The organism is Streptomyces sp. NPDC004284, assembly GCF_042874035.1.
Classification (GTDB): Bacteria; Actinomycetota; Actinomycetes; order Streptomycetales; family Streptomycetaceae; genus Streptomyces.
Genome location: NZ_JBIAMJ010000007.1, coordinates 232,438 through 256,566, shown reverse-complemented (window position 1 = coordinate 256,566; position 24,129 = coordinate 232,438). Strand labels below are relative to the sequence as shown.

The 24,129-nt window shown below is 73.5% G+C and carries 20 protein-coding genes and 1 pseudogene; 14 read left to right on the top strand and 7 right to left on the bottom strand.

Translation table 11 applies throughout. The annotated features are described in order from the left end of the window. The first annotated feature begins 9 nt into the window (after positions 1-9). A complete protein-coding gene (gene gltB / locus ACFYUS_RS20435; protein ID WP_388853650.1) occupies positions 10-4,572 on the top strand; it encodes a glutamate synthase large subunit in 4,563 nt (1,520 codons plus the stop codon). Then, a complete protein-coding gene (locus ACFYUS_RS20430; RefSeq protein ID WP_388853647.1) occupies positions 4,565-6,025 on the top strand; it encodes a glutamate synthase subunit beta in 1,461 nt (486 codons plus the stop codon). The genes gltB and ACFYUS_RS20430 overlap by 8 nt, the downstream gene beginning before the upstream one ends. Before the next feature lie 108 nt (positions 6,026-6,133). Here the strand turns inward: ACFYUS_RS20430 and ACFYUS_RS20425 are convergent, their stop codons facing one another. Continuing rightward, on the bottom strand, positions 6,134-7,255 hold the full coding sequence (locus tag ACFYUS_RS20425; RefSeq protein ID WP_388853644.1) for an LLM class flavin-dependent oxidoreductase: 1,122 nt from the start codon (positions 7,253-7,255) through the stop codon (positions 6,134-6,136). Positions 7,256-7,350: 95 nt separating this feature from the next. On the opposite strand from ACFYUS_RS20425, the gene ACFYUS_RS20420 reads away from it, so the two are divergent. Together ACFYUS_RS20420 and ACFYUS_RS20415 are read left to right on the top strand one after the other, a co-directional pair. After that, positions 7,351-7,926 carry a PadR family transcriptional regulator gene (locus ACFYUS_RS20420; protein WP_388853641.1) on the top strand — a complete coding sequence of 192 codons (576 nt, stop codon included), beginning with the start codon at positions 7,351-7,353 and terminating at the stop codon, positions 7,924-7,926. Then, positions 7,927-8,646 carry a vWA domain-containing protein gene (locus ACFYUS_RS20415; protein WP_388853638.1) on the top strand — a complete coding sequence of 240 codons (720 nt, stop codon included), beginning with the start codon at positions 7,927-7,929 and terminating at the stop codon, positions 8,644-8,646. It abuts the gene before it with no gap. Here ACFYUS_RS20415 and ACFYUS_RS20410 read toward each other — a convergent pair. Beyond that, positions 8,641-9,537, bottom strand: coding sequence for an aldo/keto reductase (locus tag ACFYUS_RS20410; RefSeq protein ID WP_388853635.1), 897 nt, complete (start codon positions 9,535-9,537; stop codon positions 8,641-8,643). The genes ACFYUS_RS20415 and ACFYUS_RS20410 overlap by 6 nt on opposite strands. A gap of 69 nt (positions 9,538-9,606) precedes the next feature. Here ACFYUS_RS20410 and ACFYUS_RS20405 point away from each other — a divergent pair, with 69 nt between their 5' ends. From ACFYUS_RS20405 to ACFYUS_RS20385, 5 genes and pseudogenes are all read left to right on the top strand, one after another. Then, positions 9,607-9,960, top strand: coding sequence for a MerR family transcriptional regulator (locus ACFYUS_RS20405; protein ID WP_388853632.1), 354 nt, complete (start codon positions 9,607-9,609; stop codon positions 9,958-9,960). Between the two features lie 53 nt (positions 9,961-10,013). After that, positions 10,014-10,385: pseudogene (locus tag ACFYUS_RS20400) on the top strand (VOC family protein); the annotation flags it as partial. A gap of 68 nt (positions 10,386-10,453) precedes the next feature. Then, positions 10,454-10,963, top strand: a complete 510-nt coding sequence (locus ACFYUS_RS20395; RefSeq protein ID WP_388853629.1) for a pyridoxamine 5'-phosphate oxidase family protein — start codon at positions 10,454-10,456, stop codon at positions 10,961-10,963. 40 nt (positions 10,964-11,003) lie between these two features. Next, on the top strand, positions 11,004-11,675 hold the full coding sequence (locus tag ACFYUS_RS20390; protein ID WP_388853626.1) for a TetR/AcrR family transcriptional regulator: 672 nt from the start codon (positions 11,004-11,006) through the stop codon (positions 11,673-11,675). Between the two features lie 190 nt (positions 11,676-11,865). Beyond that, on the top strand, positions 11,866-13,587 hold the full coding sequence (locus ACFYUS_RS20385) for a DEAD/DEAH box helicase (RefSeq protein ID WP_388853623.1): 1,722 nt from the start codon (positions 11,866-11,868) through the stop codon (positions 13,585-13,587). On the opposite strand, the gene ACFYUS_RS20380 is transcribed toward ACFYUS_RS20385, so the two are convergent. Both ACFYUS_RS20380 and ACFYUS_RS20375 read right to left on the bottom strand, forming a co-directional pair. Beyond that, the gene (locus ACFYUS_RS20380) at positions 13,512-14,414 is read right to left on the bottom strand and encodes a tyrosine-protein phosphatase (protein ID WP_388853620.1); all 903 of its coding nucleotides are present in this window, start codon (positions 14,412-14,414) and stop codon (positions 13,512-13,514) included. The genes ACFYUS_RS20385 and ACFYUS_RS20380 overlap by 76 nt on opposite strands. A gap of 191 nt (positions 14,415-14,605) precedes the next feature. Further along, entirely contained in the window at positions 14,606-15,097 is a 492-nt protein-coding gene (locus ACFYUS_RS20375) for a MarR family winged helix-turn-helix transcriptional regulator (RefSeq protein WP_388853617.1), read from the bottom strand. A gap of 114 nt (positions 15,098-15,211) precedes the next feature. On the opposite strand from ACFYUS_RS20375, the gene ACFYUS_RS20370 reads away from it, so the two are divergent. Next, positions 15,212-16,591: an MFS transporter gene (locus ACFYUS_RS20370; protein WP_388853614.1), complete on the top strand. Its 1,380-nt coding sequence runs from the start codon at positions 15,212-15,214 to the stop codon at positions 16,589-16,591. Positions 16,592-16,612: 21 nt separating this feature from the next. Here the strand turns inward: ACFYUS_RS20370 and ACFYUS_RS20365 are convergent, their stop codons facing one another. Continuing rightward, on the bottom strand, positions 16,613-18,082 hold the full coding sequence (locus ACFYUS_RS20365; RefSeq protein WP_388853611.1) for an ankyrin repeat domain-containing protein: 1,470 nt from the start codon (positions 18,080-18,082) through the stop codon (positions 16,613-16,615). 45 nt (positions 18,083-18,127) lie between these two features. Then, positions 18,128-19,012 carry a hypothetical protein gene (locus ACFYUS_RS20360; protein ID WP_388853609.1) on the bottom strand — a complete coding sequence of 295 codons (885 nt, stop codon included), beginning with the start codon at positions 19,010-19,012 and terminating at the stop codon, positions 18,128-18,130. Between the two features lie 201 nt (positions 19,013-19,213). Here ACFYUS_RS20360 and ACFYUS_RS20355 point away from each other — a divergent pair, with 201 nt between their 5' ends. Beyond that, a complete protein-coding gene (locus ACFYUS_RS20355) occupies positions 19,214-19,984 on the top strand; it encodes a S1 family peptidase (protein ID WP_388854134.1) in 771 nt (256 codons plus the stop codon). Positions 19,985-20,041: 57 nt separating this feature from the next. Here ACFYUS_RS20355 and ACFYUS_RS20350 read toward each other — a convergent pair whose 3' ends face one another. Then, positions 20,042-21,802 (bottom strand): beta-galactosidase family protein, encoded by a 1,761-nt coding sequence (locus ACFYUS_RS20350; RefSeq protein WP_388853606.1) that lies wholly within the window; start codon positions 21,800-21,802, stop codon positions 20,042-20,044. A 79-nt stretch (positions 21,803-21,881) separates the two neighbouring features. On the opposite strand from ACFYUS_RS20350, the gene ACFYUS_RS20345 reads away from it, so the two are divergent. From ACFYUS_RS20345 to ACFYUS_RS20335, 3 genes are read left to right on the top strand one after another with little or no spacing between them, the layout of a single operon-like run. Further along, positions 21,882-22,769 (top strand): AraC family transcriptional regulator, encoded by an 888-nt coding sequence (locus ACFYUS_RS20345; RefSeq protein ID WP_388853603.1) that lies wholly within the window; start codon positions 21,882-21,884, stop codon positions 22,767-22,769. Between the two features lie 11 nt (positions 22,770-22,780). After that, positions 22,781-23,104: a chorismate mutase gene (locus tag ACFYUS_RS20340; RefSeq protein ID WP_388853600.1), complete on the top strand. Its 324-nt coding sequence runs from the start codon at positions 22,781-22,783 to the stop codon at positions 23,102-23,104. Continuing rightward, positions 23,104-24,093, top strand: a complete 990-nt coding sequence (locus tag ACFYUS_RS20335) for an asparaginase (protein WP_388853597.1) — start codon at positions 23,104-23,106, stop codon at positions 24,091-24,093. Before ACFYUS_RS20340 ends, ACFYUS_RS20335 begins: the two co-directional genes overlap by 1 nt. Positions 24,094-24,129 lie beyond the last annotated feature (36 nt).

Below are 24,129 nucleotides of genomic sequence, written 5' to 3'. Positions count from 1 at the left end.
GGAGAGCCGATGCGTTCCGACGCCTGGTCGCCCATGGACGGTCGCCCTGCCCCGCAGGGAATGTACGACCCCCGTAACGAACACGACGCCTGCGGTGTCGGGTTCGTGGCCACCCTCACCGGTGTAGCCAGCCACGCGCTGGTCGAGCAGGCGCTGACCGTACTGCGCAACCTCGAACACCGCGGCGCCACCGGCTCCGAGCCCGACTCCGGCGACGGCGCCGGCATCCTGCTCCAGGTCCCGGACGCCTTCCTCCGCGAGGTCGCCGGATTCGCCCTCCCCGAGGCCGGCGCGTACGCCGTCGGCATCGCCTTCCTCCCCGAGGACGGCACCGACGAGACCGCCGCGAAGATCGAGGCGATCGCCTCCGAAGAGGGCCTCACCGTCCTCGGCTGGCGCGAGGTCCCCGTCGCCCCCGAGCTGCTCGGCGCCTCCGCCCGCGCCACCATGCCGGTCTTCCGCCAGCTCTTCGTCGCCGACGGCGAGCACACGGGCATCGCGCTCGACCGCAAGGCCTTCGTGCTGCGCAAGCGCGCCGAGCGCGAGGCCGCGACGTACTTCCCGTCGCTCTCCGCCCGCACCATCGTCTACAAGGGCATGCTGACCACCGGCCAGCTGGAGCCCTTCTTCCCGGACCTGTCGGACCGCCGCTGCGCCACCGCCGTGGCCCTGGTCCACTCCCGGTTCTCCACCAACACCTTCCCGAGCTGGCCGCTGGCCCACCCGTACCGCTTCGTCGCCCACAACGGTGAGATCAACACCGTCAAGGGCAACCGGAACTGGATGACCGCCCGCGAGGCGCAGCTCGACTCCACCGCCTTCGGCGAGGGCTCCCTGGAGCGGATCTTCCCGATCTGCACCCCGGACGCCTCCGACTCGGCCTCCTTCGACGAGGTCCTGGAGCTCCTCCACCTCGGCGGCCGCTCCCTGCCGCACGCGGTCCTGATGATGGTCCCGGAGGCGTGGGAGAACCACGAGACCATGGACCCGGCCCGCCGCGCCTTCTACCAGTACCACTCCACCCTGATGGAGCCCTGGGACGGCCCGGCCTGCGTCACCTTCACCGACGGCGTCCAGGTCGGCGCGGTCCTCGACCGCAACGGTCTGCGCCCCGGCCGCTACTGGGTCACCGACGAGGGCCTCGTCGTCCTCTCCTCCGAGGTCGGCGTCCTCGACATCGACCCCGCCAAGGTCGTCCGCAAGGGCCGCCTCCAGCCCGGCAAGATGTTCCTCGTCGACACCGCCGAGCACCGCATCGTCGAGGACGACGAGATCAAGGCCGCCCTCGCCGCCGAGCAGCCCTACCAGGAGTGGCTGGAGACCGGCGAGATCGAGCTCTCCGACCTCCCCGAGCGCGAGCACATCGTGCACACCCACGCCTCGGTCACCCGCCGCCAGCAGACCTTCGGCTACACCGAGGAAGAGCTCCGCGTCATCCTCGCCCCGATGGCCCGCGCCGGCGCCGAGCCGATCGGCTCCATGGGCACGGACTCGCCGATCGCGGCCCTGTCCGCCCGCCCGCGGCTGCTCTTCGACTACTTCACGCAGCTCTTCGCGCAGGTCACGAACCCGCCGCTGGACGCCATCCGCGAAGAGCTGGTCACCTCGCTCCGGTCCTCCCTCGGCCCCGGCAGCAACCTGCTCGAGCCCACCGCCTCGTCGTGCCGCAGCGTCACCCTGCCCTTCCCGGTGATCGACAACGACGAGCTGGCCAAGCTCATCCACATCAACGCCGACGGCGACATGCCCGGCATGAAGGCCGCGACCCTCTCCGGCCTCTACCGGGTCTCCGGCGGCGGCGACGCCCTCGCCGCCCGCATCGAGGAGATCTGCGCCGAGGCCGACACCGCCATCGAGGGCGGCGCCCGCCTGATCGTGCTCTCCGACCGGCACTCCGACGCCGAGCACGCCCCGATCCCCTCGCTGCTGCTCACCGCGGCCGTCCACCACCACCTCATCCGCACCAAGCAGCGCACCAAGGTGGGTCTGCTCGTCGAGGCCGGCGACGTCCGCGAGGTCCACCACGTCGCCCTGCTCATCGGCTACGGCGCCGCGGCGGTCAACCCGTACCTGGCGATGGAGTCCGTCGAGGACCTGGTCCGCGCCGGCACCTTCATCGAGGGCCTGGAGCCCGAGCAGGCCATCCGGAACCTGATCTACGCCCTCGGCAAGGGCGTCCTCAAGGTCATGTCCAAGATGGGCATCTCCACCGTCGCCTCCTACCGCGGCGCCCAGGTCTTCGAGGCCGTCGGCCTCGACGAGACCTTCGTCGCCACGTACTTCAACGGCACGGCCACCAAGATCGGCGGCGCCGGTCTCGACGTCGTCGCCAAGGAGGTCGCCGCCCGCCACGCCAAGGCGTACCCCGTCTCCGGCGTCCCCTCGGCGCACCGCGCCCTGGAGATCGGCGGCGAGTACCAGTGGCGCCGCGAGGGAGAGCCGCACCTGTTCGACCCGGAGACCGTCTTCCGCCTGCAGCACGCCACGCGCACCAAGCGGTACGACATCTTCAAGAAGTACACGGACCGGGTGAACGAGCAGTCCGAGCGCCTCATGACGCTCCGCGGCCTCTTCGGCTTCGCCGCCGAAGGCCGCACCCCGATCTCCATCGACGAGGTCGAGCCGGTCTCCGAGATCGTCAAGCGCTTCTCCACCGGCGCCATGTCGTACGGCTCCATCTCCCGCGAGGCGCACGAGACGCTCGCGATCGCCATGAACCAGCTGGGCGCCAAGTCCAACACCGGTGAGGGCGGCGAGGACCCGGACCGCCTGTACGACCCGGCGCGCCGCTCCGCGATCAAGCAGGTCGCCTCCGGCCGCTTCGGCGTCACCAGCGAGTACCTGGTCAACGCCGACGACATCCAGATCAAGATGGCCCAGGGCGCCAAGCCCGGCGAGGGCGGCCAGCTGCCCGGCCACAAGGTCTACCCGTGGGTCGCCAAGACGCGTCACTCGACGCCGGGCGTCGGCCTCATCTCGCCGCCGCCGCACCACGACATCTACTCCATCGAGGACCTGGCGCAGCTGATCCACGACCTCAAGAACGCCAACCCGGTCGCCCGCATCCACGTGAAGCTGGTCTCCGAGGTCGGCGTCGGCACGGTCGCCGCCGGTGTCTCCAAGGCCCACGCGGACGTCGTCCTCATCTCCGGCCACGACGGCGGTACGGGCGCCTCCCCGCTGACCTCCCTGAAGCACGCGGGCGGTCCCTGGGAGCTCGGCCTCGCCGAGACCCAGCAGACGCTGCTGCTCAACGGCCTGCGCGACCGGATCGTCGTCCAGACCGACGGCCAGCTGAAGACCGGCCGCGACGTCGTCATCGCCGCGCTGCTCGGCGCCGAGGAGTTCGGTTTCGCGACCGCGCCGCTCGTCGTCTCCGGCTGCGTCATGATGCGCGTCTGCCACCTGGACACCTGCCCGGTCGGCATCGCCACCCAGAACCCGGTCCTGCGCGACCGCTTCTCCGGCAAGGCCGAGTTCGTCGTCAACTTCTTCGAGTTCATCGCCGAGGAGGTCCGCGAGCTCCTCGCCGAGCTGGGCTTCCGCACCCTCGAAGAGGCCGTCGGCCACGCCGAGCTGCTCGACACCAGCCGCGCGGTCACGCACTGGAAGGCGCAGGGCCTCGACCTGGAGCCCCTCTTCTACGTGCCCGAGCTGCCCGAGGGCGCGGTCCGCCACGCCCGGATCGAGCAGGACCACGGCCTGGAGAAGGCCCTCGACAACGAGCTGATCGAGCTCGCCGCCGAGGCCCTGGGCGCCGCCTCCGCCGAGGAGGCCCAGCCGGTCCGCGCCCAGGTCGCGATCCGCAACATCAACCGCACGGTCGGCACCATGCTCGGCCACCAGGTGACGAAGAAGTTCGGCGGCGCCGGCCTCCCGGCCGACACCATCGACATCACCTTCACCGGCTCCGCCGGCCAGTCCTTCGGCGCCTTCCTGCCGGCCGGTGTCACCCTCCGCCTGGAGGGCGACGCCAACGACTACGTCGGCAAGGGCCTCTCCGGCGGCCGTGTGATCGTCCGCCCGGACCGCGGCGCCGACCACCTGGCCGAGTACTCGACGATCGCGGGCAACACGATCGGCTACGGCGCCACCGGCGGCGAGCTGTTCCTCCGCGGCCGCACCGGCGAGCGCTTCTGCGTCCGCAACTCCGGCGCCCTGGTCGTCTCGGAGGGCGTGGGCGACCACGGCTGCGAGTACATGACCGGTGGCACGGCGGTCGTCCTCGGCGAGACCGGCCGCAACTTCGCGGCCGGCATGTCGGGCGGTGTCGCCTACGTCATCGACCTCGACCGGGACCACGTCAACTCCGGCAACCTGGGCGCGATCGAGGCCCCGTCGGACACCGACAAGACCTGGCTGCACGACGTCGTGCGCCGCCACTTCGAGGAGACCGGCTCCACGGTCGCCGAGAAGCTCCTCGCCGACTGGGACGCCGCCGCGGCCCGGTTCAGCAAGATCATCCCCGCCACGTACAAGGCAGTGCTCGCCGCCAAGGACGCCGCTGAGCTCGCCGGTCTCTCCGAGTCCGAGACCACCGAGAAGATGATGGAGGCTGCGTCCCATGGCTGACCCCAAGGGCTTCCTGACCACCGGGCGCGAAGTCGCCCAGACCCGGCCGGTGGGCGAGCGCGTCAGGGACTGGAACGAGGTCTACGTCCCCGGCTCCCTGCTCCCCGTCATCAGCAAGCAGGCCGGCCGCTGCATGGACTGCGGCATCCCGTTCTGCCACAACGGCTGCCCGCTCGGGAACCTGATCCCCGAGTGGAACGACTACGCCTACCGCGAGGACTGGTCGGCGGCGCAGGAGCGCCTGCACGCCACCAACAACTTCCCGGAGTTCACCGGCCGCCTCTGCCCGGCTCCCTGCGAGTCGGCGTGCGTGCTCGGCATCAACCAGCCGGCCGTCACCATCAAGAACGTCGAAGTCTCCATCATCGACAAGGCCTGGGACGCCAACGACGTCAAGCCGCAGGCGCCCGACCGCCTCTCCGGCAAGACCGTCGCCGTCATCGGCTCCGGCCCGTCCGGTCTCGCCGCCGCCCAGCAGCTGACCCGGGCCGGCCACACGGTCGCCGTGTACGAGCGGGCCGACCGCATCGGCGGCCTCCTCCGCTACGGCATCCCCGAGTTCAAGATGGAGAAGCGGCACATCAACCGCCGCATCGAGCAGATGCGCGCGGAGGGCACCAAGTTCCGCACGGGCGTCGAGATCGGCCGCGACATGCCGGCGACGGCGCTGCGCAACCGGTACGACGCGGTCGTCATCGCCGCCGGCGCCACCACCGCCCGCGACCTGCCCGTCCCGGGCCGCGAGCTGAACGGCATCCACCAGGCGATGGAGTACCTGCCGCTCGCCAACAAGGTCGTCGAGGGCGACTTCGTGGCCCCGCCGATCACCGCCGAGGGCAAGCACGTCGTCGTCATCGGCGGCGGCGACACCGGCGCCGACTGCGTCGGCACGGCACACCGCCAGGGCGCGGCCTCGGTCACGCAGCTGGAGATCATGCCGAAGCCGGGCGACGAGCGGAACGCCGGCCAGCCCTGGCCGACCTTCCCCATGCTCTACAAGGTCACCTCCGCGCACGAGGAGGGCGGCGAGCGGGTCTACTCCGTCTCCACCACCCACTTCGAGGGCGACGAGGACGGCAACGTCCAGTTCCTCCACCTCGTCGAGGTCGAGTTCGTCGACGGCAAGCTGACCCAGAAGCCGGGCACGGAGCGCAAGATCCCCGCCCAGCTGGTCACGCTCGCGATGGGCTTCACCGGCACGGACGTGGAGAACGGCCTGGTCGCCCAGTTCGGCCTGGAGCTCGACGAGCGGGGCAACATCGCCCGCGACGCCGACTTCGCCACCAACGTCGACGGCGTCTTCGTCGCCGGCGACGCCGGCCGCGGCCAGTCCCTCATCGTCTGGGCCATCGCCGAGGGCCGCTCCGCCGCCCGCGGCGTCGACCGCTACCTGACCGGCGCCAGCTCCCTGCCGGCCCCGATCCGCCCGACGGACCGCGCCCTGACGGTCTGATCCGGCCGGATCACCCCTGAGGACGTCCCGTACAACGGCGTACGGAACTGAACGCAGCGCCCCCTGAATGTCCCCGACCGGACGACTGGGGGGCGCTGCGGTGCGTTCTCAGGCGCGTTCTGAACGGAAGCGCGGGATCACGTGCTCCCCCCACTGCCGGATCGTCTCCAGGCAGACCTCCTGCGGGACCGTGCCCATCTGGATCAGGCACATCACCTCGTCGACCCCGATCTCCCGGAGCCGCTCGACGTAGGCGATCGCGGTGGCCGCGTCCCCGTAGGCGTGGTCGGTGTTGTACGTGCCCGTGTCGACCGGGCGGGCCGGGATGTTCGCCTCGTGCAGGCGGGCGATCAGCTTCTGCCGCTGCTCGTCGAGCGCCCCGCTGTGGTCCTCGTCCTCCGCGTAGCCCGTGGGGGCGGGGGCGCCGGCGTACCAGTGGGCGATGGACTCGGCGAAGAAGCGCTGGCCGCGGGTGCCGAGGCGGAGGGCGCGGGCGGGGTCGTCGAGGACGATCGTGGGGCAGAGGGCGGAGAAGTGGTCGTTGACCTCGGTGGAGACGAAGCGGGAGCCGTCCCTGGAGGCGAGGGCCTCGTCGTACACCGCGCGCATCGCCCGGACGTCCTCGGCGCCGGCGAAGCCCATGACCAGGGCGCCGATGCCGAGTTCGGCGGCCTGGCGGAGGGAGTCGTGCTGGGAGCAGGCCATGAAGAGCGGGGGGTGCGGGATCTGTACGGGGCGGGGGAGGACCGCGCCGGGACCGATGTCGAGGGTGCCGTGCCATTCGAACTCCGGCTCCCGCCAGGCGGCGGCGAAGATCCGCAGCGCCTCCTCGGTCTGGGGACGGGTGTCCTCCGGGCGCACCCCGAACATGCGGGTCTCCTGGCGGGTCGCGCCCCGGCCGGCGCCCACGTCGACCCGGCCGCCGGAGAGCACGTCGAGCATGGCGGCGCGCTCGGCGACCCGGACGGGGTGCTGGTAGCCGAAGGGCATGGTGACCACGCCGTGGCCGACGCGGATGGTCCGGGTGCGGGCGGCGACCCAGGTCAGGAAGACCTCGGAGGCGCTCATGTGGGCGTACTGGACGAGGGAGTGGTGCTCGACCGCCCAGATCCGGTCGAAGCCCATCTCCTCGGCGAGGACGGCCTGTTCGACGCAGTCGTGGATGATCTGGCGTTCGCGGTCGGGGGTCGGGTCGACGAGCTGTGCTTCGAAGATCATGGAGAACTTCACGGGACGCTCCTCCCGGGGCAGGCCGAACCTTATGCCTAATCGAAATACTTCTAGCAGGCATAGGGAGAGGAGGGAAGGACCGTAGACTGCCGTCCGTGGTGGACCGAGAGAGCGTGCCAGGGCTTCCCGCGACGAGCTGGGCGGTGCTCGGACTGCTCTCCCACGGACGGGAGTTGTCCGGCTACGACGTCAAGAAGTGGTCCGACCGGTCCCTCGGCCTCTTCTACTGGAGCCCGTCCTTCAGCCAGATCTACAGCGAGCTGAAGCGCCTGGAGAACAGCGGCTACGCCACCTCGCGGCTCGTCGCCCCCGAGGCCGGCACCCGCGACAAGCGCGTCTACCGGATCACCGGCGAGGGCCTCGACGCCGTCCGGACCTGGGCCCGCACCGCCCCCCTCGACCCGCCCGTCCTCAAGCACGGGCCGATGCTGCGGCTCTGGCTCGGACACCTCCTCGAACCCGAGCGGATGCGGGAGATCCTGGCCGCGCACCGGGAGTACGCCGAGGGCATGCGACGGCGCGCCGAGGCGGACGTGGCGGACGCGGGGGCGGACGAGGCCTGGGCGTACCCCCGGCTCACCCTCGCCTGGGCCGAGCGGTACTACACGGCGGAACGCGACCTGGCCGACGCCATGCTCGCGGACATCGAGCGGCTGGAGGGGGAGCGGTAGATGGCACTGAGCCCGCGGAAGGTCGAGGAGACCGCGCCCGCGCTGGTGAGCCTCTACAAGGAGGCCGGGGCGTCACTGGTGCGGCACGGCATCAGCGGACAGCGGGTCGCCGTCTACCTCGTCATCGACCATTCCGGCTCCATGAGGCCCTACTACGCCAACGGCACCGTCCAGGCCCTCGCCGACCGGGTCCTCGGGCTCTCCGCGCACCTCGACGACGACGGGCGGGTGCCGGTGGTCTTCTTCTCCACCGACATCGACGCGGAGACCGACATCCGGCTCGACGACCACGTCGGCAGGATCGACCGGATCGTCGCCGGACTCGGCCACATGGGGAAGACGAGCTACCACCTCGCCATGGACGCCGTCATCGACCACTACCTGGACAGCGGCTCCACCGCGCCCGCGCTCGTCGTCTTCCAGACCGACGGAGGGCCGATCGACAAGCTCGCCGCCGAGCGGTACGTCTGCAAGGCGGCCCGGCTGCCGATCTTCTGGCAGTTCATCGGCTTCGGTGATCCCGGCAGCCGGCAGTTCGAGTTCCTGCGCAGGCTCGACGAGCTGTCCGTGCCGGAGCGGCGGCCCCTCGACAACGTCGGCTTCTTCCACGCGGGCCAGGACCCGAGCCGGGTCCCGGACGCGGAGCTGTACGACAGGCTCGTCTCCGAGTTCCCCGCGTGGCTCGCCGCGGCCCGGGCCCAGGGCGTCGTCCGGTCATGAGACCTCTCGGGCCAGGCGCGCGAACTGCTCCTCGGTGAGCGTGACGTCGAGCGCGCCCAGGTTCTCCAGGAGGTGGGCCGCCGAGGAGGTGCCCGGGATCGGGAGGACGTGCGGGGCCCGGTGCAGGAGCCAGGCCAGGGCCGTCTGCGAGGGGGTCGCGCCGAGCTCCCGGGCGACCCGGGCGACCGGCCCGTCCGGGCCCGCGTGGCCGCCCATGGCGACCGGGAAGAAGGGGACGAAGGCGATCCCGCGTCCGGCCGTGTGGTCGACCATCGGCTCGTGGCCGCGGGTCGCCAGGTTGTAGAGGTTCTGCACGGCCGCGACCGGGGCCGTCGCCTCGGCCTCGGTGAGCTGCTCGACGGTCACCTCCGAGAGCCCGATGTGCCGGACCTTGCCCTCCTCCTGAAGCCGCTTCAGGGCGCCCATCTGCTCGGCGACCGGGACGTTCTCGTCGAGACGGTGCAGATAGAGGAGGTCGATCCGCTCCGTACGCAGCCGGCGCAGGCTCAGCTCGGCCTGCTGGCGCAGATAGGCGGGGTGGCCGAGCGGCACCCACTCGGTGGGGGAGGGGCGGACCACGCCGACCTTGGTGGCCACCGCGACCCCGTCGCCGTACGGGGCCAGCGCCTCGGCGAGCAGCTCCTCGCCGGCCCCCAGGGCGTACGCGTCGGCCGTGTCGAAGAGGGTGACGCCCGCCTCGGCGGCCGTCCGCAGCAGGCCCACCGCCGCCGCCCGGTCGGCCGGGGCCGTCCAGATGCGGGCCTCCGGGCCGGTCGGGTCGCCGGGGCCGTCGGCGAGCCGCATCGTGCCGTACCCGATGCGCCGGACCGGAAGGTCGCCGCCGAGCTGGAATACCGTCGTGCCGGTAGGGGAGTTCGTGTTGTTCGTCATGGTCCGGACCGTAGGAGCTCACACAGGTGTGAGGTTCAAGCACGGACGGGCGGATGTGAGGGGGGTCACATGAAGATCGGTGAGCTGGCGCGCGAGACCGGGGTGAGCGTCCGGCTGCTCCGCTACTACGAGGAGCAGGGCCTCCTCGACTCGGAGCGCACCTCCGGCGGGCAGCGGGTGTACGGCCCCGACGCCCCCGCCGTCGTGCGCCGCATCCGGGCCCTCCTCGGCGCCGGGCTGCCGACCCGGATCATCGCCGAGGTCCTCGACTGCGTCTGCGGCAGCGAGGCGGAGATCGAGCCCTGCCTCAGCCCGCTGCTCGTCGCCCGGCTCGACGCCATCGACGAGCAGATCCAGGACCTCCAGGGCACCCGCTCCTCGCTCGCCGCGCTCGTGGCGGTGACCGAGGGGCGCCGCCTCTGAACGGGGCCGGGAAACCGGTGGTTTCCGGCCCGGCCGCGGGCGATCATGACGCCATGACCTCTCTCGTGCGCCACGTGACCATCGACTGTGCCGACGCCTACGCCCTGGCGGGCTTCTGGGCCGCCGCCCTGGACGCGAAGCTCGCCGACGACGACTTCCCCGGTGACCCGGAGGCCACGGTCGAATCGCCCGGCGCGAACCTCCTCTTCATCCAGGTCCCCGAGGCGAAGGCGGTGAAGAACCGCGTCCACCTCGACCTCCAGCCGCAGGACCGCACCCGGGACGAGGAGGTCGAGCGGCTGCTCGGCCTCGGCGCCACATTGGTCGACGACCGCCGGAACCCGGACGGCACCGGCTGGGCGACGATGGCGGACCCGGAGGGCAACGAGTTCTGCGTGGAGCGCAGCGCGGCGGAGCGCGCGGCGACCTCCTGAACCCGGGAGACGGAGCAATCCGGACAGTAGGTGTCGGGTATCCGGTGTTTCCTGAAGTCATGGGAGACACCGGAACCACCTGGTCGGACTTCGAGGCCGCCGAGCCCGAGTTCGCCGCGACCGTGCGGGAGCGCTTCGGGAAGTACACCCACCACGCCCTCGCCACCGTGCGGAAGGACGGCTCGCCCCGCCTCAGCGGCATCGAGGCCGACTTCCGCGACGGGGAGCTCTGGCTCGGCATGATGCCGAACTCCCGCAAGGCGCTCGACCTGCGCCGCGACCCCCGGTTCGCGCTGCTCGCCAACCTGGGCCCCGGCACCGACCTGGGAGGAGGGGACGTCCGGATCTCCGGGCGGGCGGTCGAGGTCACCGACCCCGAGCGACTGGACCGGTACGCGGCCGAGGCGGGCGCCCCGCAGCCCTTCCACCTCTTCCGGGTGGAGCCGACCGAGGTCGTACGGACCTGGGTGGACGGCGAGGAGATCGCCTTCCGCAGCTGGGCGCCGGGACGCCCGACGCGGACGCTCCGGCGAGGCAACGACGACGGCCCGCCCCGCGAGGACGCCTGACCCTTGGGTGCGCCGCCGCGCGGGGGACCAGAATGGGCATGTGCCGAACACAGCAAGCAAGAAGAAAAACCAGGTGAACGGCGGGCCCGAGCGGCGCCGTGAACTCCTCGACACGGCGGCCGAGGTGTTCGCCGCCCAGGGGTACAACGCCACCACCGTCCGCAAGATCGCGGACGCCGCCGGGATGCTCGCCGGCAGCCTCTACTACCACTTCGACTCCAAGGAGTCGATGCTCGACGAGATCCTCTCCACCTTCCTGAACGAGCTGTGGGAGGGGTACGACGCCGTCCTCGACGCCGAGCTCGGCCCCCGCGAGACCATCGAGGCCCTCGTCACCGAGTCCTTCCGCGAGATCGACCGGCACCGCGCCGCCGTCGCCATCTACCAGAAGGAGTCCCTCCACCTGGTCGACCTGCCCCGCTTCGACTATCTGACCGAGTCGCAGCGCAGGTTCGAGAAGGCCTGGCTCGGGACCCTGGAGCGCGGTGTGGCGGCGGGGGTCTTCCGCGCCGACCTCGACGTCCGGCTGACGTACCGCTTCGTCCGCGACACCGTGTGGGTCGCCGCCTCCTGGTACCGGCCGGGCGGCCGGCACAGCCCCGAGGAGATCGCCCGCCAGTACCTGTCGATGGTCCTGGACGGGATCGCCGTACGCGGTGCCGGGGTGTCCGGGGAGTCCGGGGAGCGGGGGGTCGGGGCGGGAAGGTCCTGAGGCGCACTATTGTTCCGGTAGACGTCCGGGACCTGTATCGCGAGTCCCGGGGGAGACAGCCGGGGCCCGCGTACGGGTGTCCCGGGAGAGACAGCCGGGGCCCGTATCAGGTGTTCCGGGTAGAACAGCCGGGGCCCGCATCGCGCAGGTGCGGGCCCCGGCTGTGCCGCGCACCGGCAGGAAGGCACGAATGACCCGCTCCGAACGCCCCCACAAGCGCGGCCCCCGCACCGCCCAGGCGAAGTCCACGTCCCAGCCGAAGGGCCCCCGCGGCGGCCGTCGTCCCGCCGCGCCCCCGCCGCCGCAGGAGTTCACTCCGCCGGAGACGGTGACGCCCGCGCTGCCGCCCGTGGCCTCCTTCGAGGACCTGGACATGCCGGCCGCGCTGCTGCGGACGCTCACCGAGCAGGGCGTCACCGAGCCCTTCCCGATCCAGGCCGCGACCCTGCCGAACTCGCTCGCCGGGCGCGACGTCCTCGGCCGGGGGCGCACCGGCTCCGGCAAGACCCTCGCCTTCGGGCTCGCGCTCCTCGCCCGCACCGCCGGCCGCCGCGCCGAGCCGACCGCGCCCCTCGCGCTGGTCCTGGTGCCGACCCGCGAGCTCGCCCAGCAGGTGACCGACGCCCTCACCCCGTACGCCTCCGGGCTGCGGCTGCGGATCACCACGGTCGTCGGCGGCATGTCGATCACCCGGCAGTCGTCCTCGCTGCGGCGCGGCGCCGAGGTCCTCATCGCCACGCCCGGCCGGCTCCACGACCTCATCGAGCGGGGCGACTGCCGCCTGGACCAGGTCGCCGTCACCGTCCTCGACGAGGCCGACCAGATGGCCGACATGGGCTTCCTGCCGCAGGTCACGAAGCTGCTGAAGCAGGTCGAGCCGGGCGGGCAGCGGCTGCTGTTCTCCGCGACCCTCGACCGGAACATCGACAAGCTCGTCAAGATGTTCCTCGACGACCCGGTCGTGCACTCCGTCGACCCCTCGGCGGGCGCGGTGACCACGATGGAGCACCACCTGCTGTACGTGCAGGACGAGACCGACAAGAAGGCCGTCACGCTGCGGATCGCGGCCCGCGACGGGCGGACGATCCTCTTCATGGACACCAAGCGGTCCGTGGACCGGCTGGTCAAGCGGCTGCTCGCCAACGGCGTCCGGGCCTCCGGGCTGCACGGCGGGCGCTCGCAGCCGCAGCGCAACCGGACCCTGGACCAGTTCAAGACCGGCCAGGTCACCACGCTCGTCGCGACGAACGTGGCGGCCCGCGGCATCCACGTCGACGACCTCGACATGGTCGTGAACGTCGACCCGCCGATGGACCACAAGGACTATCTGCACCGCGGCGGCCGCACCGCCCGGGCCGGCGAGTCCGGCAGCGTCTTCACGCTGGTCCTGCCCGAGCAGAAGCGGGACATGGGCCGGCTGATGTCGAACGCGGGCATCAGCCCCCGTACGGCGCAGATCAAGTCCAGCGACGAGGAGCTCGTCGAGCTCACCGGCGCCCGGGAGCCCTCGGGCGTCCCCGTCGTCATCGAGACCCCGCAGCCGACCCCGCCGCGCAAGCCGGCGGGAGGCGGCGCCGCCGGCACGGGCGGCGGCCGCCGTCGTCGCCGTCCGGCCGGTTCCGGAGCCGGAAACGGTGGTACGGGCACGGCCGCACCGTCCTCGGGCCGCGCCCCCGGCACGTCCACGGGCCGCGGCTCCGCCACCCCCACCGGAAACCGGACCCCCAACGCCGCGACGGGCTCGGGCCGGGGCTCCGGCGGCACGGGCGGCTCCGGGCGCGGTGCGGGCGGTTCGGGCCGGGGCTCCGGTTCCGGCGCGGGCGGCGGGCGCGGGCGTCAGGCCTCGGCCACCAGCCGTTCGCGGAGCGCCGCGAGCTCGCGCAGCTCCAGGCCGAGGCCGACCGACACGTAACGGAAGAGGCTCCCGTAGGAGGTGCGGAGCTGGTCGAGGGCGGTGTCCAGGTACGCGTCCCGCACCTCCTGGAGCGGCACGATCAGCTCCGGGTTCTGCATGAGCCCGGCCTGCCTCAGGCCCTCCCGCACCCGTGCGTCGTTCGCGGCGCGGAAGGCGTTGGAGGCCAGGTAGTCCGCGCGGGCGGAGGCCCGGGGCACCCCGAGCAGGGTGAGCAGGAGCCAGCTCGTCCAGCCGGTGCGGTCCTTGCCGGAGGTGCAGTGCAGCAGCAGCGGCCCCCGGCGGGGATCGGCCAGGTCCCGCAGGGTGGCCGCGAAGGCGGCCCGGTTCGCGGGGTCGGTGACGAAGGTGCGGTACACCTCGCACATGAAGGCGGCGGCCCGCCCGCCGCCGAGCATCTCCTCCTGGCGCACCGGGTCGCGGGAGCCGATGGCGGCCATCAGCTGCCCGAACAGGCCGTTGTCGGTGATGGGCCGGGCGACCGGGACCGGGCCCGCGGGCAGCCGGTCGGCGCCGTCGTACCCGACCTCCAGCGGGATCCGCAGGTCGACCACCGTGCCGAGGCCGAGCCCGGCGAGGGTGGTGAGGTCGGCGTCGGTGAGCCTGGCGAGGTGGTCGCTGCGGTAGGCGAGGCCGTGCCGGACCCGGCCGCCGTCGTGGGTGGGGTGTCCGCCGAGGTCGCGGGTGTTGACCGCGCCCTGGAGCGGGATCTGCCGGATCGCCTCCGCCGGGCGGGGGCGGGGGCGGGCGAGCGCCTCCGTCGGCAGGGCCGAGAGCAGGGCGGCGGCACCGGTGGTGGTGAGCAGTGCGCGACGGGACAGGGGCATGGCTGGGCTCCCTTACGGACTGACGGACGTACGGCAGGGCCGTACGGCTGACGGACTCGGGTGGGACAGCCGTGGGCGGACGGGCCCGCGGGGCCGCTCTGAACCTAACGTTAGTTAGGTGACGTGTCGGCGAGGAAGGTATCAGCCGCGGGGGCCGAACGGGAGGGGTGTGCGGCACGCGGCCGCGCCGGCTACTCCGTGAGGCGCTTGGTGGCGGCGCGCTGGCGTGCGGTCGCGCCCGTCAGGAAGCGGGTGATCGTCGCCAGTTCCCCGGTCGTGAACTCCTCGTAGAGCTCGTGCACCTCGCGCGCCCAGTCGTCGAAGAGCGGGGCGAGCTCGGCCAGCTTCTCGGGGCGGGGCTCGACGAGCACCCGGCGCTTGTCCGTCGGGTGCTTCACCCTGCGCACGAAGCCCTTGCGCTCCAGGCGGTCGACCAGTCCCGTGACGGAGGCGGGGGCCAGGCCCGAGTGCTCGGCCAGCTCCTTGGCGGTGAGGGGGCCGTGCCGTTCGAGCAGGTCGAGCGTCTTGGTCTCGGTGGCGCCCAGGTCCTGCTGGGCCGCGATCGCCGAGTGGAAGGCGACGGAGGCCGCGCTGGAGTCCCGGCCGGCGGCGGTGAGGGCGGCGATGACCGCGCTCCGTTCCCGGTCCTGCCCGCCGTCCCGCCCGCTGCCCTGCTCGCTCATGGCGGCAGCCTAGCAACATTCATTTCGTTCGGCCGAACGAAAGACTTGTGATCAAGGATCGGTGCGTGCCATTTTTATTTCGTTCGCTCGAACGAAATAAATCGAGGAGGACCCGTGTCACCCACCCCGCACCGCTGGGCCGCCGCCGTCGTCATGATGGTCGCCGCCCTCATGGACCTGGTCGACGTCACCATCGTCAACGTCGCCCTGCCCTCCCTCGGGCGCGGCCTCGGAGCCTCCGAGAGCGCCCTCCAGTGGACCGTCTCGGCCTATCTGCTCGGCTTCGCCGCGACCCTCGTCGTCGCCGGACGGCTCGGCGACCGGTACGGCCGCAAGGCGTTCTTCCTCGCCGGCACCGCGGGCTTCGGCCTCGCGAGCCTCGCCTGCGGCCTCGCGCAGACCCCCGGCCGGCTCATCACGGCGCGCGCCGTCCAGGGCATCGCGGCCGCGGTCCTCATGCCGCAGGTGCTCGGCTCCTTCCACAGCCTCTTCAAGGGCGAGGAACGCGGCAAGGTCTTCGGCCTGTACGGGGCGGTGGCCGGCTTCGCCTCCGCGATCGGACTGCTGCTCGGCGGGGTCCTCACCGACGCGGACCTCTTCGGCCTCGGCTGGCGGAGCGTCTTCCTCGTCAACGTCCCCGTCTCGCTCCTCACCCTGATCGCGGCCGTCGTCCTCGTCCCCGCCACCCGCGAGCGGGCCGCCACCCGGCCCCCGGTCCCCGGCAGCCTCGTCCTCGCCGCCGGTCTCGTGGCCGTCGTGCTCCCGCTGGTGCAGGGCCGCGGCTGGGGCTGGCCGCCGTGGGGCTGGGGCCTGCTCGCCGCGGGCGCGCTCGCCGTGGCGGGCGTGGCGGCGCGCGGCTCGGTCCTCCCGGCCGGCACGTTCCGGGTGCCCGCCTTCTCGTACGGCCTCGCCGTCCAGCTGCTCTTCGCCCTCGGCATGCAGGGCTTCTTCCTCGTCCTCGCGATCTGGCTCCAGGGCGGCCAGGGCTACACCCCCACCCAGGCCGGCGTGCTCATGGCCGCCTTCTCGGCCGGCGGCTTCCTGACCGCGCCGGCGGCCGAACCGCTCGCGGTCCGGCTCGGCCGGTACGTCCCGACGGCCGGCGCGGTCCTCATGGCCGCCGGCTACGGCTGGGTCTGGTACGCGATGGAGGGCGCCGCCCCCGCCCACACCGGCGCCTGGCCCCTGGTCCCCGGTCTCGTGGTCGCGGGCGCCGGGCTCGGCCTCCTCGTCGTGCCGCTCGTGAACATCGTCCTGTCGTCCGCCCCGGCCGCGCTCGCGGGCAGCGCCTCCGGGGCCTTCTCGACGGCCCAGCAGTTCGGCGGCGCCCTCGGAGCGGCGGTGATCGGCACCGCGTACTTCGCCGACCTCTCCCTCGCGGCCGCGATGCCCTGGGTGCTCGGCGCCTACCTCCTCACCGCCCTGCTGAGCCTGCGGCTCCCGGCCTCGGCGACGTCGTCGACCGCGGCCGCGGCGGTCGCCGAGGGGGCGTGAGCGGCGGGCGGTGGCCGGGTGTCAGCCCCGCCGCGGCGTCGTCCATTCCAGGCGGGTCCTGACCCGCGGGTCGTGCACGTGCTCCAGGGCGGCGAGGGCCGTCTCGCGGGCCGCGCCGTCCGCCTCCCCGTCGGCCAGGATCGACGCCAGCGCGTCGACGGCGCGCGGGTCCTGACGGATCGCGAGCCCCCGCGCCGCCTCCGCCGCCGTCTCCGGGTCCGCGTCGCCGAGCCGCTCCGCGAGCCCCTCCCGCACGAGCGGGGTGTCGTCGGGCAGCTCGGCGAGGGCCAGGGTCGCCCAGTCCCGCACCCGGGCGTCGCCGTCCCGGCTCAGCGCGAGCACCACCCCGAGCGCCTCGACGTGACCGGCCGGCACGATCCCGGCGAGGGCCGACGCGACGGCCCGGCGCACCACCGCGTCGGGATGCCCGGCCGCCGCGAGGAGTTCGGGCACGGTGGCCGGGTCCGCGCACTCCCCGAGCGCGGCCACCGCCGAGAGCAGCGGTTCCCGCGCCGGGGGCACGGCCTCCGCCGCGAGCCGCCGCAGGACCGGGACCGCGCCCGGACCGAAGCCGGGCAGCTCGCCGAGCACCCGCGCGCCCAGCGCCCGGCGCAGCGGATCCCGGTGGGCGCACCAGCCGGCCGCCGCCACGAAGGTCTCCTCGTCGGCCCGGCCCGCCAGCTCGGACACCGCCGTCGTCCAGTCGTCGAGCCCGGGATCGCCGCAGCGCAGCGCCCGCCCCGCGAGCTCCTCGTGCGGGGTGCGCAGACCGAGCGCCGCCTCCAGGAGCGTGGCGATCGCCGCGTGGCCGGTCCCCCGGTCGTCGCCGCGCCCCGGCGCGCCGTCCTCCCGCAGCAGCTCCACGACGACCGTGAGCCCGCCGTCCTCCCGGACCCGCCGGACGACCGCCTCGTACGTCTGCCCGCCCTCGTGCCCGGCGACCAGGCCGCGCCGCAGCTCGGCCGCGATGTCGGCGCCGATCCACCGCCGCGCCTCCCGCAGCGCCTCCTCCCGGAACCGCGCGCCGTGGTCGAGGAGCGCCCGCACGCACGCGGAGGAGCCGCGCCGGGCGGCGGCGACGAGCGGCCGGAGCCCGTCCGGCCCGGGCCGGTCCGGGTCCGCGCCGTGCTCCAGGAGGACCCGTGCCGTGTCGGCGTGGCCGAGCCGGAGGGCCCAGGCGAGGGCGGTGAAGCCGAACTCCTCCTCCTGGTCGGCCGCCGCGCCCGCCGCGAGCAGTGCCCGCACCACCTCGGTGTGCCCGCCGCAGGCCGCCCCGCACAGCGGCAGGTCGCCGCCGTCCTCGCCGCTGGGCCGGCCCGGATCGGCCCCGGCGGCGAGCAGCACCCGCACGATCCCGGCCTCGTCGCCGACGGCCGCCCGGTACAGGGCGCTCTCCCCGTCGTCCAGGTCCTCGGGTCCGGCTCCGCTCCGCAGGGCCCGTACGACCCCGTTCTCGTCCCCGGCCAGGATCGCGTCGAACAACGTGCTCATGCGCCGACCCTGACTCCCCGTCCGGTCCCGGCGCAAGTCGGTTCCTCAGGCCGCGCACTCCAGGACCGATCCGCACACCCCGCACCGGGCCCGCAGCGCCCGCCCCGCCGGAATCCGCAGGCGCTGCCCGCAGACCGGGCAGGGGAAGGAGACGCCGGCCGCCGGGGCCCCGCCGTCGAAGGCGTACGGCGCGTCCCCGGCGGCCCGGCCCCGGCGCCGCTCCCATCCGTACCGGCGGCGCTCGGCCCAGCCCGCCCCGGCGAGCGGCGGTGCGGTCCGCTCCCGCGCGGCCTCGGCCCGGCCCCGTAGCCACGCCTCGTACGCCACCGCGCTGGTGAACCACGGGGAGGGGTCCTCGCCGAAGACCTCGGCCCGCTTGGCGAGGACGTAGCCGAACTCCTCCGGGGTCAGATAGCCGAGCCGCTGGCTCTCGACGCCGTCCCGCCGGTAGGCGTCGAGGAGCAGCCAGCCGGCGCCCAGATAGGCGGTGACCACGTCCGTGAGGATCTCGTTCTCGGCGGTGCCGGGGAAGCCGAGGCCGAGCCGGTGCAGCAGGACGTGGGTGATCTCGTGGGCGAGGGCCGCGCCGATGTCCCTGCGGCGGGTCCGGAAGCGGTCGTTGAGCTCCACGAAGTACTCGGGGCCCGGAGTGAGGTCGACGGCCGCCGCGTACTCCATGGCCCGGAAGCTCACCACGATGCGCGCCTCGGGCAGCCCGAGGTGCCGCACGAGGGCGCGGGCCACCCGCTGGGCGCCCAGGTGGAGGTCCTCCTCGTCGCCGAAGGCCACGTCGGCGGCGGTCACGGAGGCCGGGTAGCGGTGCACGCCGTCGGGGGAGAGGCGGCGGTAGAGCGCGGTGAGCGAGGCCCGCACGGCGGCGCGGTGCGGAAAGCCGTGGATGACACGGTCGGCCTCATGTCGGTTCGGCATGCCGGATCCCCCCTCCCGTCCACTGTACGGTCCCTCCAACGGATCTGGCCGAAAAGGCTTTCTTGTGGCGTTAGTTGGGCGCTGTCCATACTCCGGACATGCCTTGACGGGCGCATGTCACGGCTTGCGGCCCGCCCGCACACCGCCACCCGCCGAGGCCGACCCCCCACGAGAGAAGGAAGACACGTGAAGCAGAACCGCATGGTCCGTGCCCTCCAGAAGCTGGCCGCCGCCGGCGCCGTCGTCCTGGCGGCCGTCAGTCTCCAGCCCACCACCACCGCCTCCGCCGCCCCCGCGCCCGTCGTCGGCGGCACCCGCGCCGCCCAGGGCGAGTTCCCCTGGATGGTCAGGCTCTCCATGGGCTGCGGCGGCTCCCTGATCAGCCCTCAGGTCGTCCTCACCGCCGCCCACTGCGTGAGCGGCTCCGGCACCAACACGAGCATCACCGCCACCGCCGGAGTCGTGGACCTCCAGTCCAGCAGCGCCATCAAGGTCAAGTCGACCAAGGTCCTCCAGGCCCCCGGCTACACCGGACAGGGCAAGGACTGGGCGCTCATCAAGCTCGCCAGCCCGATCACCTCGCTGCCCAACCTGAAGATCGCCGACACCACCGCGTACAACAACGGCACCTTCACCGTGGCCGGCTGGGGCGCCGCCCGCGAGGGCGGGGCGCAGCAGCGCTACCTGCTCAAGGCGAACGTCCCGTTCGTCTCCGACGCCTCCTGCCAGGCCGCCTACGGCAGCGACCTCGTCCCCTCCGACGAGATCTGCGCCGGCTACAGCCAGGGCGGGGTCGACACCTGCCAGGGCGACTCCGGCGGCCCCATGTTCCGCAAGGACGACAACGGCGCCTGGATCCAGGTCGGCATCGTGAGCTGGGGCGAGGGCTGCGCGCGGCCCGGCTTCCCCGGCGTCTACACGGAGGTCTCGACCTTCGCCGCCGCCATCACCTCCGCCGCCGCCACGCTGTAGCGGACGGCTCGTGAACGGGCGCCCCGGAGCGGCCTCGGCTCCGGGGCGCCCTCACGCTCACACCGGGTCCAGCACCGGCCCCGACCCGGGACCGCCCTCCACGGCGAGGACCCACACCTCGTTCGCGCCCTCCCGCAGCACCGGACCCGGCACGAACAGCGCCTCCTGCGGGCCCGCCGCCCAGTAGCGGCCCAGACAGAAGCCGTTCACCCACACGAAGCCGCGGGCCGCGCCCGGCAGCCGCAGCCACGCGTCACCGGCCCCGGTCACGTCGAACGCCCCCCGGTAGAGGCCGGGGCCGTCGGAGACCGGCCCGAACGGCACCTTGCCGACCGCCGCCGGCTCGAAGGCGTCCAGGCGCAGGCCCCGGGCCCGTACCCCGTGCAGATACTGCCGCTCGTGCCGTACGCCGCCGGTGATCCCCTTCGGCTCCGCGAGCCGCGGCCCGTAGTTGACCCGGCCGAGCGACTCCACCCACAGGTCCACCAGCGCGGGACCCGCCACCGGCTCCGGCAGCACCGCCTCCGTCTCCGTGAGCACCCCCGCCGCCACCCCGTCGACGTACACCACCGCCCGGTCCCGCAGCCCCGTCACGCCCAGCGGATACGGCTGCCGGGGACCCGGCACCGCCACCCGGTAGCGGACCAGCCCCCGGTCCACGCCCAGCTCCTCGAAGGCCGGCGGCATCGGCGTCGCCGTCTCCTCGCCGCCGAGCACCTCCAGGACGCCGTCCAGCGGCGCCCAGCCGTCGAGCACGCAGGACACCGGCGCCCCGAGCCGGGCCGGCGGCTCCGGGAGCTCCGGCAGCGGCCCCTCCGCGTACTCCGCGAGCACCTCGCGGAAGGCCCGGAACTTCTCCGTCGGCCGCCCCGCCTCGTCGACCGGCGCGTCGTAGTCGTACGAGGTCACCGTCGGCCGCAGCGGGCCGTCGTGCAGCTCGCCGTCCCGGTTCGCGCCCGCCCAGCCGCCGAAGTTCGTCCCGCCGTGCGCCATGTACACATTGACCGAGGCGCCGCACTCCAGGATCTCCCGCAGCGCCGCCGCCGCGTCCGCCGCGTCCCGCACGGAGTGCTCCGTGCCCCAGTGGTCGAACCAGCCGCACCAGAACTCCATGCACATCAGCGGCCCCGACGGCTGATGCCGCCGCAGCGTCGCGAAGCCCTCCCGCGCCCCCGAGCCGAAGTTCGCCGTCGCCAGCACCCCCGGCACCGAACCGCCCGTCAGCATGTGGTCCTCGGGCCCGTCCGAGGTGAACAGCGGCACGCTCACTCCGCAGCTCCGCAGCAGCCCCGCCACCCACTCCAGATAGCCCCGGTCGCTCCCGTAACTCCCGTACTCGTTCTCCACCTGCACCAGGACCACCGGCCCGCCCCGGTCCACCTGCCGCTCCACCACCTGCGGGAGCAGCCGCCGGAACCAGGCCTCCACCGGCGCCAGGAACTCCGGGTCGAGGCTCCGCACCCGCCGCCCCAGCGGCCCGGTCAGCCAGTGCGGAAGCCCGCCGTTCTCCCACTCGGCGCAGATGTACGGCCCCGGGCGCACGATCGCCCGCATCCCGGCCCGCCCCACCGCGTCCAGGAACCGGCCCAGCGCCTCCGGATCCGCGTACCGGCCGGGCTCCGGCTCGTGCAGGTTCCACGGGACGTACGTCTCGACACAGTCGAGGCCCATCGCGCGCAGCATCCCGAGCCGGTGCTCCCAGTGCCCCTCGTGCACCCGGAAGTAGTGCAGCGCCCCCGACAGCAGCCGCACCGGCCGCCCGTCGAGCAGAAAGTCCTCGTCACCGACAGCGAAGTCACCCACAGCGAACGTGCTCATGGCCTCACCCTCACCCCCTGGCGGCGGCACGGTCCATGGACAAAGATCGTCGCAGTTTGGACGTTACGGAGGCACGGCGATGTACCACACCTGGATGCGCTACTTCACGCCCGGCCCCGTCCACCAGCGCCTCGGCCTCGTCTGTCTGGGCGTCGGACTCCAGCACGGCACCCTGCCCACCGTCGGCCCGCGCACCCTCGACCACCACGTCGCCGTCGTCGTCTCCGCCGGCGGCGGCTGGTACCGGGGGGCCGACGGGCGCCGCACCACCGTCACCGCCCCCGCCCTCCTCTGGCTCACCCCCGGCGTCCCCCACCACTACGCCGCGGACCCCGGCACCGGCTGGGACGAGGCCTTCGTCGACTTCACCGGACCCGCCACCGCCACCTACACCGAGCTCGGCTACATCGAGCCCGACCGGCCCGTCGTCCCCCTCTCCGACGCCGCCCCCGCCCGCGCCGCCATCGGCCGGATCGCCCGCGCCGCCCGCCCCGGCAACCCCTTCCTGGAGGTCGAGACCGGCGCCGCCGTCCACGAACTGCTCGTCGCCCTGCGCCGGGCCCGCGCCGACACCAACGCCGACGGCGACCCCGTCCTCGCCGCCCTCGCCCGCGACGCCTTCCAGCCGCTCTCCGTCGCCGACCACGCCACCCGGCACGGCATGACCCCCGCCGAGCTGCGCACCGCCGTCCGCCGCGCCGCCGGGTGCAGCCCCAAGGACTATCTGCTCACCGTCCGCCTCGGCCGCGCCAAGGAGCTCCTCGCCGCCACCGAGCTGCCCGTCGCCGCCGTCGCCCGCCGCGTCGGCTACGACGACCCCGCCTACTTCTCCCGGCTCTTCACCCGCCGGGTCGGCACCGCGCCCATCCGCTTCCGCGAGCAGCAGGGACGGTCCGTGCACGGGGGCTGGAGCAACGTCGTTCCGGATCCCGAACACCCGCCCACGATCCTCCCCAGATCCGTCTAAGCTCGCAGATCATGAGCGACACCAGCGGCACCAGTGCCATCGACCCGAACGTCATCGCCGAGCTGACCCGGCTGCGCGAAAGCATCGACAACATCGACGCCGCGGTCGTGTACATGCTCGCCGAGCGCTTCAAGTGCACCCAGCAGGTCGGCATACTCAAGGCCGAGCACCAGCTCCCGCCCGCCGACCCCGCCCGCGAGGCCCGCCAGATCGCCCGGCTGCGCGAACTCGCCGAGAGCGCGAAACTGGACCCGGCCTTCGCGGAGAAACTCCTCAACTTCATCATCGCCGAGGTCATCCGGCACCACGAGACGATTGCGGACGGAGCACGCTGATGGGCCGCGTCACGGTCTTCACCCTCGGAGGGACCATCTCCGCACGAGGCGGTGACGCAGCCCGCATGACCGGCCAGGAGGTCCTCGCCGAGCTCGGCGCCCCCGAGGACGTCGTCCTGCGGGACTTCCGCCGCGTCCCCAGCTCCACCCTCTCCTTCGAGGACCTCGCGGCCCTCGCCGACGAGATCCGCGAGACCGTCGCCGACGGCTCCGGCGTGGTCGTCGTCCAGGGCACCGACACCCTGGAGGAGACCGCCTTCCTCCTCGACCTGCTCTGCAGCACCGAACAGGCGCCGATCGCCGTCACCGGCGCCATGCGCCGCCCCGACCTGCCCGGAGCCGACGGCCCCGCCAACCTCGCCGCCGCGCTCGCCGTCGCCGCCGACCCCGCCTGCCGGAACCTCGGCGTCCTCGTCGTCCTCGCCGACGAGATCCACGCCGCCCGCCTCGCCCGCAAGACCCACACCACCTCCGTCGCCACCTTCGCCTCACCCGGCGCCGGACCCATCGGCACCGTCGTCGAGGGCGAACCCCGCATCCTGCTCCGCCCCGCCGCCCCCACCGCGCTCTGCGCGCTGAAGCTCGACCCCTCCGTGCGCGTCGCCCTGGTGACCCTCTCCCTCGGCGACCGCGGCGAACTCCTCGAAGCCGTCGACCACCGCTTCCAGGGCCTCGTCGTCGCCGCCTTCGGCGCCGGACACGCCCCCGCCCACCTCGTCGAACCCCTCGCCGAGATCGCCCGCCGCATCCCCGTCGTCCTGGCCTCCCGCACGGGCGGCGGCGCGACCCTCTCCCGCACCTACCGCAGCCCCGGCTCCGAGTACGACCTGCTGCGCCACGGACTGATCCCGGCCGGCCCGCTCGACCCCGCCAAGGCCCGGATCCTGCTCCACACCCTGATCTCCAGCGGCGCCGCCGGACCGACCGGCTACGACCGCCCCCGCATCGCCGCCGCCTTCACCCACCTGAACGGCTCCGGACTCGCGTGAGAGGCCCGCGGGAGGCCGGTAAGCGGCCTCTTGCCG

Excerpts from the sequence above, each read along its gene's own strand:
- gltB (WP_388853650.1), top strand. The coding sequence starts at position 10 with ATGCGTTCCGACGCCTGGTCGCCCATGGACGGTCGCCCTGCCCCGCAG.
- ACFYUS_RS20430 (WP_388853647.1), top strand. The coding sequence starts at position 4,565 with ATGGCTGACCCCAAGGGCTTCCTGACCACCGGGCGCGAAGTCGCCCAG.
- ACFYUS_RS20415 (WP_388853638.1), top strand. The coding sequence starts at position 7,927 with ATGGCACTGAGCCCGCGGAAGGTCGAGGAGACCGCGCCCGCGCTGGTG.
- ACFYUS_RS20410 (WP_388853635.1), bottom strand. The coding sequence starts at position 9,537 with ATGACGAACAACACGAACTCCCCTACCGGCACGACGGTATTCCAGCTC.
- ACFYUS_RS20405 (WP_388853632.1), top strand. The coding sequence starts at position 9,607 with ATGAAGATCGGTGAGCTGGCGCGCGAGACCGGGGTGAGCGTCCGGCTG.
- ACFYUS_RS20395 (WP_388853629.1), top strand. The coding sequence starts at position 10,454 with ATGGGAGACACCGGAACCACCTGGTCGGACTTCGAGGCCGCCGAGCCC.
- ACFYUS_RS20385 (WP_388853623.1), top strand. The coding sequence starts at position 11,866 with ATGACCCGCTCCGAACGCCCCCACAAGCGCGGCCCCCGCACCGCCCAG.
- ACFYUS_RS20380 (WP_388853620.1), bottom strand. The coding sequence starts at position 14,414 with ATGCCCCTGTCCCGTCGCGCACTGCTCACCACCACCGGTGCCGCCGCC.
- ACFYUS_RS20375 (WP_388853617.1), bottom strand. The coding sequence starts at position 15,097 with ATGAGCGAGCAGGGCAGCGGGCGGGACGGCGGGCAGGACCGGGAACGG.
- ACFYUS_RS20365 (WP_388853611.1), bottom strand. The coding sequence starts at position 18,082 with ATGAGCACGTTGTTCGACGCGATCCTGGCCGGGGACGAGAACGGGGTC.
- ACFYUS_RS20360 (WP_388853609.1), bottom strand. The coding sequence starts at position 19,012 with ATGCCGAACCGACATGAGGCCGACCGTGTCATCCACGGCTTTCCGCAC.
- ACFYUS_RS20355 (WP_388854134.1), top strand. The coding sequence starts at position 19,214 with ATGGTCCGTGCCCTCCAGAAGCTGGCCGCCGCCGGCGCCGTCGTCCTG.
- ACFYUS_RS20350 (WP_388853606.1), bottom strand. The coding sequence starts at position 21,802 with ATGAGCACGTTCGCTGTGGGTGACTTCGCTGTCGGTGACGAGGACTTT.
- ACFYUS_RS20345 (WP_388853603.1), top strand. The coding sequence starts at position 21,882 with ATGTACCACACCTGGATGCGCTACTTCACGCCCGGCCCCGTCCACCAG.
- ACFYUS_RS20340 (WP_388853600.1), top strand. The coding sequence starts at position 22,781 with ATGAGCGACACCAGCGGCACCAGTGCCATCGACCCGAACGTCATCGCC.
- ACFYUS_RS20335 (WP_388853597.1), top strand. The coding sequence starts at position 23,104 with ATGGGCCGCGTCACGGTCTTCACCCTCGGAGGGACCATCTCCGCACGA.